The organism is Brasilonema octagenarum UFV-OR1 (assembly GCF_963888615.1).
Lineage (GTDB): Bacteria > Cyanobacteriota > Cyanobacteriia > Cyanobacteriales > Nostocaceae > Brasilonema > Brasilonema sennae.
Map to the genome: position 1 here is coordinate 1 of NZ_CAWPKW010000166.1, position 7,443 is coordinate 7,443.

At 42.2% G+C, this 7,443-nt stretch carries 9 protein-coding genes; 7 read left to right on the forward strand and 2 right to left on the reverse strand.

Annotated elements, in window-relative coordinates; genetic code table 11:
* The first annotated feature begins 390 nt into the window (after positions 1-390).
* The 4 genes from AC5590_RS11380 to AC5590_RS11395 all read left to right on the forward strand — a co-directional run bounded on the left by AC5590_RS11380 (position 391) and on the right by AC5590_RS11395 (position 2,796).
* On the forward strand, positions 391-696 hold the full coding sequence (locus tag AC5590_RS11380; protein ID WP_169268685.1) for a small RNA NsiR4-regulated ssr1528 family protein: 306 nt from the start codon (positions 391-393) through the stop codon (positions 694-696).
* Between the two features lie 36 nt (positions 697-732).
* Positions 733-909 (forward strand): hypothetical protein, encoded by a 177-nt coding sequence (locus AC5590_RS11385; protein WP_169268686.1) that lies wholly within the window; start codon positions 733-735, stop codon positions 907-909.
* Positions 910-918: 9 nt separating this feature from the next.
* Positions 919-1,122 (forward strand): cupin domain-containing protein, encoded by a 204-nt coding sequence (locus tag AC5590_RS11390; RefSeq protein WP_169268693.1) that lies wholly within the window; start codon positions 919-921, stop codon positions 1,120-1,122.
* A 498-nt stretch (positions 1,123-1,620) separates the two neighbouring features.
* Positions 1,621-2,796, forward strand: coding sequence for an RNA-guided endonuclease InsQ/TnpB family protein (locus tag AC5590_RS11395; RefSeq protein WP_169268688.1), 1,176 nt, complete (start codon positions 1,621-1,623; stop codon positions 2,794-2,796).
* Between the two features lie 261 nt (positions 2,797-3,057).
* On the opposite strand, the gene AC5590_RS11400 is transcribed toward AC5590_RS11395, so the two are convergent.
* A complete protein-coding gene (locus tag AC5590_RS11400; protein WP_169268689.1) occupies positions 3,058-3,657 on the reverse strand; it encodes a Maf family protein in 600 nt (199 codons plus the stop codon).
* 18 nt (positions 3,658-3,675) lie between these two features.
* Positions 3,676-4,218, reverse strand: coding sequence for a photosystem II reaction center PsbP (gene psbP / locus AC5590_RS11405; RefSeq protein ID WP_169268694.1), 543 nt, complete (start codon positions 4,216-4,218; stop codon positions 3,676-3,678).
* Positions 4,219-4,287: 69 nt separating this feature from the next.
* Between psbP and AC5590_RS11410 the strand changes: the two genes are divergently transcribed.
* The 3 genes from AC5590_RS11410 to AC5590_RS11420 all read left to right on the forward strand — a co-directional run bounded on the left by AC5590_RS11410 (position 4,288) and on the right by AC5590_RS11420 (position 7,239).
* Positions 4,288-4,911, forward strand: coding sequence for a hypothetical protein (locus AC5590_RS11410; RefSeq protein ID WP_169268690.1), 624 nt, complete (start codon positions 4,288-4,290; stop codon positions 4,909-4,911).
* A gap of 359 nt (positions 4,912-5,270) precedes the next feature.
* On the forward strand, positions 5,271-6,320 hold the full coding sequence (locus AC5590_RS11415; RefSeq protein WP_169268691.1) for a DUF2278 family protein: 1,050 nt from the start codon (positions 5,271-5,273) through the stop codon (positions 6,318-6,320).
* A 241-nt stretch (positions 6,321-6,561) separates the two neighbouring features.
* Entirely contained in the window at positions 6,562-7,239 is a 678-nt protein-coding gene (locus tag AC5590_RS11420) for a ComF family protein (RefSeq protein WP_169268692.1), read from the forward strand.
* Positions 7,240-7,443: the final 204 nt, after the last annotated feature.

Sequence of the window (7,443 nt, forward strand, 5' to 3'; positions counted from 1 at the left end):
TCTGTCGGGGGAAGCAACCCAAGCGACGAGCTTTGACCGTTGAGGCGTCTGGCGTTGCCGGGCCCAAGATTCCGTCCGGCGAGCTTTGCGACTTGTTGCACAAGCGCGTTGTAAGGGAATAGGGGATATAAGAGTGTGGGGGCTTGTATCTTTCAGTTCCAGGATAGAGGTGTACAAAAATACAAATCCCTCTTACCCCTATACTTCTACGCCTTAGCTTCGGTCAAAAACAACTGCCTGATGTAATCCCCCATATCCCTTGCTTTTTGCCTACGCTGACTTTGTTGTGTTCACAAAGCCTGGTAAAATTCTCTAGTAAGGTGATTCAAACAGTGAACAGTAATAACTGATAACTGTTCACTGATAACTGGTAACTGATAAGAAACTGCCATGACTGCTGAAATTAACCAACAAAGCCAAACAACTAAAGGTGCTGATGCAGTTGATGAAGCAATTGCAAGCGGAATAGATTTTGATGGTTCCCCTATTCCCCCCACGAAACTAGAACTTTATCACAAAGTCATGGGGCTAGAAGGAAACAGACAGCGCAGTGGTGTCAGCAACACGATGCGATCGCGCATTGTGCGAATTGGTGCAAAGCACATACCCCAAGAAGAACTCAACCAACAACTCACAGATGCTGGTTTTGCAGCGTTAAAAGAAAAAGAAATTGCCTTCTTCTACGGTGGGAAGTGATACCATTTAGCCGTATCTTCACTTAAGGTGTGAGGCATGAAACTTAAACAAGTTCTTCTTGTAGTCTTGCTTGTAGTCATGCTTGGAGTTGGGTACTCTAGTATCTCATTTGCACAGGCTACACCAAACCAAGTTACATCAGAGCTAACCAGCGTTCTCAAACTAAAAACTAGCGAGTTACCGAAGGTATCGGAGTTAGAAGGCGAAATTTAAACGCTAACCATAGCACCCGGAGACGTAGGTGTCTGGCATACACATGGTTCGCCTGCATTTGCTTACGTAATTAGCGGTGAGTGTATCGTTGATTCTCGCTCAGGTGAGCCTTCAATTACATTACCTGCTGGCAAAGCCATTATGGAACCTATTAATGTTGTTGGGCGTGCTAGAAATCCTAGTTTAACAGAGTTAGTCCTAAGAAGCCAATAATGTAAACAAGCCTAGACATTTATCAACAATTATTGACATCTTTAATCAACTCATCAACAAGCTCTCTAAGCCGTTTTTGCCAGTCAGGGACGGCTTTTAGCTTATCTTTAACTCCAGGTGCCACTTTAAAACACACAGGGTCTTTATCAAACGGTTTGTCACTAGTGAAACCTAATTTATGGTTTTTCCTGAAAGGCATTGTAATTGACTTTGTATATTGGTATACTAATTATCAAATAGCATTAGAGGTCAACGCACTTGGGCAAAGAAAAAGAGCCAGCCCAGTTTTTGTTGATCTGTCAACACCCACGAGTACTCGTTGTTTGTGAGTCACACTTGGCACAAGAAAATGAGCCAAGCCTAGTCCCTAAAAGGGACGCTACGCAAACGTCTGTTAATTCGTCGGCGTAGTAGGGTACTCGTTCTAATAAGGCTTGGCTCATTTTCCCAGTCGGAACCCCGCAAGGCTCTTTTTCCCAGTCATACCCCCGGTGAGCAATGCTTTTATCCATCAAGACAAAGCTAAAACTGAGTAAAGCCCAAGAAATAATAATGAGTAAACATGCAGGTATTGCAAGATTTAGTTACAACTGGGGCTTAGCTACTTGGAATAACTTGGTTAAAGATGGATTAAAGCCTAATAAATATATCCTTAAAAAGTTCTTTAACAACCATGTTAAACCTGAGTTTGAGTGGATTAAAGAGAAAGGTATTTGTCAGAAAATCACTCAATATGCTTTTGATAATTTAGGTGATGCTTTTTCTAGATTTTTCTCTCTTAAAGGTGGTTATCCTAACTTCAAAAAGAAGGGTGCTCACGACTCTTTTACTATTGATGCAAGTGGCAAGCCTATCCCTGTTGGTGGCAAGTCTGTTAAGCTCCCCACCATTGGATGGGTTAGAACCTATGAAGGATTACCACATACCACGTGTAAATCAATCACAATATCCCGAACTGCTGATAGCTGGTTCATTGCTTTTGCACATGAACAAGAACATGAACCAACTGTTAAGTCACACGAAATTGTGGGAGTTGATTTAGGTATCAAGGAATTGGCTACACTGTCTACTGGCGTGGCATTCCCTAATCCCAAGCATTACAAGACTAATCTAGAAAAACTTTGTAGACTATCAAAAAAGTTTGCCAGAAAAGCGAAAGGTTCTAAGAATAGAGGCAAAGCCAAAATACAACTTGCAAAACATCATTTAAGGATAGCTAATCTTAGAAAAGATACTCTTCACAAAATCACCCTTCGGGTTCGCCACTTTGCCATCGTGACGGAAGCCGCCAAGACGGCAAGTGGACTCACTACTTTCTTATGCAAGAACCACGCAAAAATAGTAGTAGAAGATTTGAACGTTTCTGGGATGCTATCTAACCACAAAATGGCGCAAGTGATTGCTGATTGTGGATTTCATGAGTTTAAGCGCCAGTTGGAATACAAAGCTAAAAAATTTGGCTGTGAAATCATCATTGCTGACCGTTGGTTCCCATCAAGTAAAATCTGTTCCAATTGTGGACATATTCAAGATATGCCGCTAAAAGAAAGGACTTACAACTGTAAAAGTTGTGGGCATTCGATGGATCGAGATTTAAACGCAGCAATTAATTTGAGCCAGTGCTCCGCTTGTGTTAAGGGCGTTGTAGACGCCCGGAGGGCGGCTTCCCGATAGCCGTAAGGCGTGGCGTCAGCCATAGGGTAGCACCTGGCGTATCACGTTTGGCTAAAGCGTGTAAGCTTACTGAGGGATAACCGCTCCCATGCTCCCATTGAAGTAAGAAATAAATGTCTAGACTTGTTTAGGGTTTATATAGCAGCCAGCGAAATTGGTATTATTTCAGCTTAGAAAGCCTGGGACTGCTTTCCTAGACGTAGTTTCTCAATAAGAATTTAACACCAGTCGGCTCTGTTTGAACCGGAGGGAGTTTTTTGGTTAGCTTGAGTACCAAAAATCCGTGACACTGTATCCCAAATCTGCCAACATTTGCCGTAGCAGTGGTAAACTTAGCCCAATCACGTTGCTATGGCAACCTTCGATTTTATCCACAAACAAACCACCGCGACCTTCAAGAGCAAAAGCACCAGCACACTTTAAAGGTTCACCTGTGGCGACATATGCCGAAATTGTCTCACTGCTAAGTTGAGCAAAGTAAACTCTTGTTACTTGACATCTAACCAAAGTATGATTTTGGCAAAGGTCAATTAAGGCATGACCTGTGTAAAGATCACCAAAATGACCTTGCATTTTTTGCCAGCGTTGACGTGCTTCTTCGGAATTTGCTGGTTTACCATGAATTTCGCGGTTAACAGCCAAAACAGAATCGCAACCCATAATCAAAGACGATGGAAACTGAGGGGCTACAGTTTCTGCTTTTCGCTGAGCTAAAATTTGGACTAACTGTGCAGGATCATCTGTTTGGACTTGTGACTCGTCAAAATCACTGGGACAAACCAAAGGTTCAATCCCAGCTATTTGTAGTAAGCGGCGTCGTGCGACAGAAGCAGAGGCGAGTACAAAGGGTGGAATACCCATAGCAGATAGTACTAATCACTAGTAAACTGAGAAAGACTTCAACGATTCTTCAATTAATCCTTTCACTCTACCCCAACGCCTTTCAGGAATTGAGGCGTTGAGTGTAAAAAGTTTGCCACGGCTAACAGCAACACTAGCAAGGTTATGGCGTTGTTCGTTATTAGATAGTGCGATCGCATACTCTAAGAGGTAGTATGTTGTTCCGTTCGATTCGCGCTCTTCGGCATTGACTAATTCAGCTTTGCGACCGGAACCTTCAGGAGCAAGAGCCTTTTTTCCCAACCTATATCCTACCTCTGTTGGTGTGCCTAATTCTTTGAGAGTTTTGCCTTCTGGAACTGGACTAATCACTACAGAGATATTTTCACTAATCTCAATGATGTCGTGGAACACCACATCTGGACCGTCGGCAACTTTAACTTGCACCCAGCCGTTAGGATATGAAAACTCATAACCATTAGTAGTGTCTACATAACTTCGTCCAACCGCCGCCGCTACATTAGAATGACTGAAGCTGAAGGCAAACACCAAGAGCAAAATGAATATAATTTTTTTCCACATTTCTACAATTTCCTTTAGGCTGGAAGCAACACAAGGGAAGTTCATATTTCGTTTTTCATTGTCCCATGTATGCTGACAACTTACGAACTGCGCTGGTTTTCTTCTGGCACGATACCGGAAAATATTGAAACTTGGTTTAAGCAGAATTGTCTGATAAACCCTATGCAACTACCAGAACAACGCGAAGATGTATATCTTTACTCACCAAAGTGTGATTTCTTAGGAATCAAACTGCGTCAAGGACGGCTGGAAGTCAAGTGGCGCAAAGCACAATTAGGCGCTGTGGGTTTTGGCGATTTTGTAGAAGGTAAGGCTGAGAAATGGAGTAAGTGGCTGTGTTGTGATGATACAGAAGAAACTTTTCAGCCAAACCTCGTTATGGGCAATTCCTCTTGGGTGAATGTCCAGAAAGTTCGCTATTCCCAACTTTACCAAGTTTTACCAGAATTTCCACCACAACCCGTTTGTGCAGATGAGCATATCGAAAACGGTTGTACAGTAGAACTTACCCATCTGATCATTCAAGGGAATGCTTGGTGGAGTCTTGCATTTGAAGCTTCTGGTGAGGATGCTTGTTTGATGGAGAATCTTCAGACAACAGCAAGTTGGGTATTTGATACTTATCGCGAGTTAAAGTTATTGGCTGTCAATTCTTACGCATTTCCTAGTTGGTTAGCACTGGTTCATCAATAAGCATCAAAAAACAAGCAAAAATCACCCACAAGGGTACTGCTGGACTCAAGAATATTGAGCTACCATTTGAGAAAATCAAGTAGTTTCAAGGTTAAAGTTGTAACTATAATTACATCGTGCAACGGAAAAGTCCAGCAATAACGATAAAACTAGAGTAAAATTTTAGACGCTAAAAATACGAAAGTACTCAGCAATCATTAATCCGAAAAATAGCACTCACTTATAATGAGTAGCTGGCTAAAAAATGAATAGCCTTTGCCTAGGAAAAGCTATATCCAAAATGAGTTCATGACAAAGTCATGAGCAAACTTGAATGGCGAGATGAATCACAGTCAATTTCATTAATAAGGAACAAGTCTATGAATTTAAGCGAAGGTTATGGTGTATTAAAGTGTCATGCGATCGCCGGACAAAAGGAACTTGGTAGTGACACCCCGCACTATCAAGTTCATGTGAAGGACGATCAGTTTTCGTATCGTCTAGCAATTAATGTTAGGTCAAGTCAGAAACCTTTCGATTTATTGTATTTTATCGATGACAACTTTGAACATTTCATCACCGACAAACTTGATCAATTGGACTTTGGTTTTAAAAAACTTGAGGATTCTGATAGACAACCTGGAAAAATTGCCCTAGACTACATCCGGGGTAATTTATTCAAAGTCAATCAGATGAAACCATTGCCCTTCAATGTACCAGGAGAAAACAACGATCTCAACGAGTTGATTGACTCATACTTTCAACGGGCAATTGAAACTCAAGCAGTTGTGTATGCTTTCGGCGAACCTTGGGGACCAGAAAATAAGTCTGACAAAGTGTTCGGCTTCCAACCAGGAAGAGGCGTTCATAATCTTCATATGAACCAAGGTAACAGCGGTAGCTTTGCCAGAGAAAATGGAGTTTACCAAGATGGGGCGTTATTAATTCATTACCCTTCTGCACTATCGTCTGGTGACCACTGGGTTGCAGTATTCTTTGCATTTCAGTCCCAGTCCTTCCATACTGATGATCGCACTGGTAACCCCATAGATAAGATTGTAGGAAGTGAACCAGTACAACCAGGAACTCCAGCAGTGAAGGCGCAGGTCAAAATCATTGCTGCTTTAGTAAATCCTCGTGGAGAAGATTCTGGCAAAGAGTCAGTTACTTTAATAAATTCTTCACCAGGGAAGATAGAGTTGAATGGCTGGGCAATTGCTGATAAACTCAAACGCAAGCAACCTCTTGATGGGTTTAGCATTGAGCCTGGTGGAGTTATTACAGTACCTTTAAGTCCAGAAAACATTCAACTTTCTAATGATGGTGGAATCCTCTCTATTCTTGATTCAGAAGGGACAAAAGTTGATGGAGTTTCCTACACTAAAGAAGATGTTAAAGAGCAAGGGTGGACTTTAGTTTTTTCAAACTAGAACATCGATTTTGATGGTGTGAATTTGAGCGCAAGCAAGGTCTTGGCTTGACTTTTTTTCCTCTCCATACTCCCCTTTGGGGAATTGATATTTTTTAAATTCAAAGTATGCCCTTTGAGTAGCTAGGGCATACTTTGAGTTTTTTACTTCCTACCGTGAAACTACGAATTGCCCATAGCATCCCGTAGGGCATATATTTGAATTATTTCGTCATGGTCGAATTGAAGAAGGACAGTTGTTGATGCAACAGTTGATTAAAAATCTTGAAAGCTTATTAAACCTTTTTCTAAAATCTAATTGTCCTTTGTGTCAGCGTCCAACCTCCCAAGAATTCTGTCAAGACTGCACGAGACAGTTACAAAAATGCCATCTTAGGGATCATAATCTTAAGCAAAAATCAGTGCCCGTATTTGCATGGGGAACATATGGCGGTATCCTCAAGTCAGCAATCACTACAATGAAATATGCAAATCAACCCCAAATTGCCCGTCCTTTAGGTCGATGGTTGGGAGAAGCATGGCTATTACATTCGCCTGTGCACAATAAAGTTGTAGTTGTTCCTATCCCACTCCACCCCGATAGGCAAAAAAACCGCGGATATAACCAAGCTGCATTGATAGCACAAAGTTTTTGCGAAACAACTGGATTAAAATTGAAACAGAATGGTTTGGCAAGGGTGCGAGCAACAGAAGCACAACATTCTTTATCAGCCTCCAAGCGAGCAAAAAATTTAGCTGAAGCCTTTGAAATAGGAAAAGATTTTCGTAGCCACCCAAAAGTATCAGTTCTTTTGATCGATGACATTTATACAACGGGTGCGACTGCTATGTCTGCTATGCAAACACTCAATCAAGCTGGAATTAAAGTTGTCGGGTTAGCAGCAACTGCTGTTACCAGCAAAAGCAGCAATCCGATTTGATTTTTTTAACAGGCTTCGCCAAGGTGAACGTCAGCGGCTCGACTGACTTGTGCTGAGCCGGTCGTTGTAGCGGAAGCCGCCTCCGGCGTCGTTCGCGTAGCGTCTCCGTTCGGCCTCAAGCCGTGCCCGTAAGCGCAAAGCGCACACTTCGTGAACGCGCAGCGTGTCCCTTTGGGACTCAGGGCTCAGGACTCAGCGTCTCCG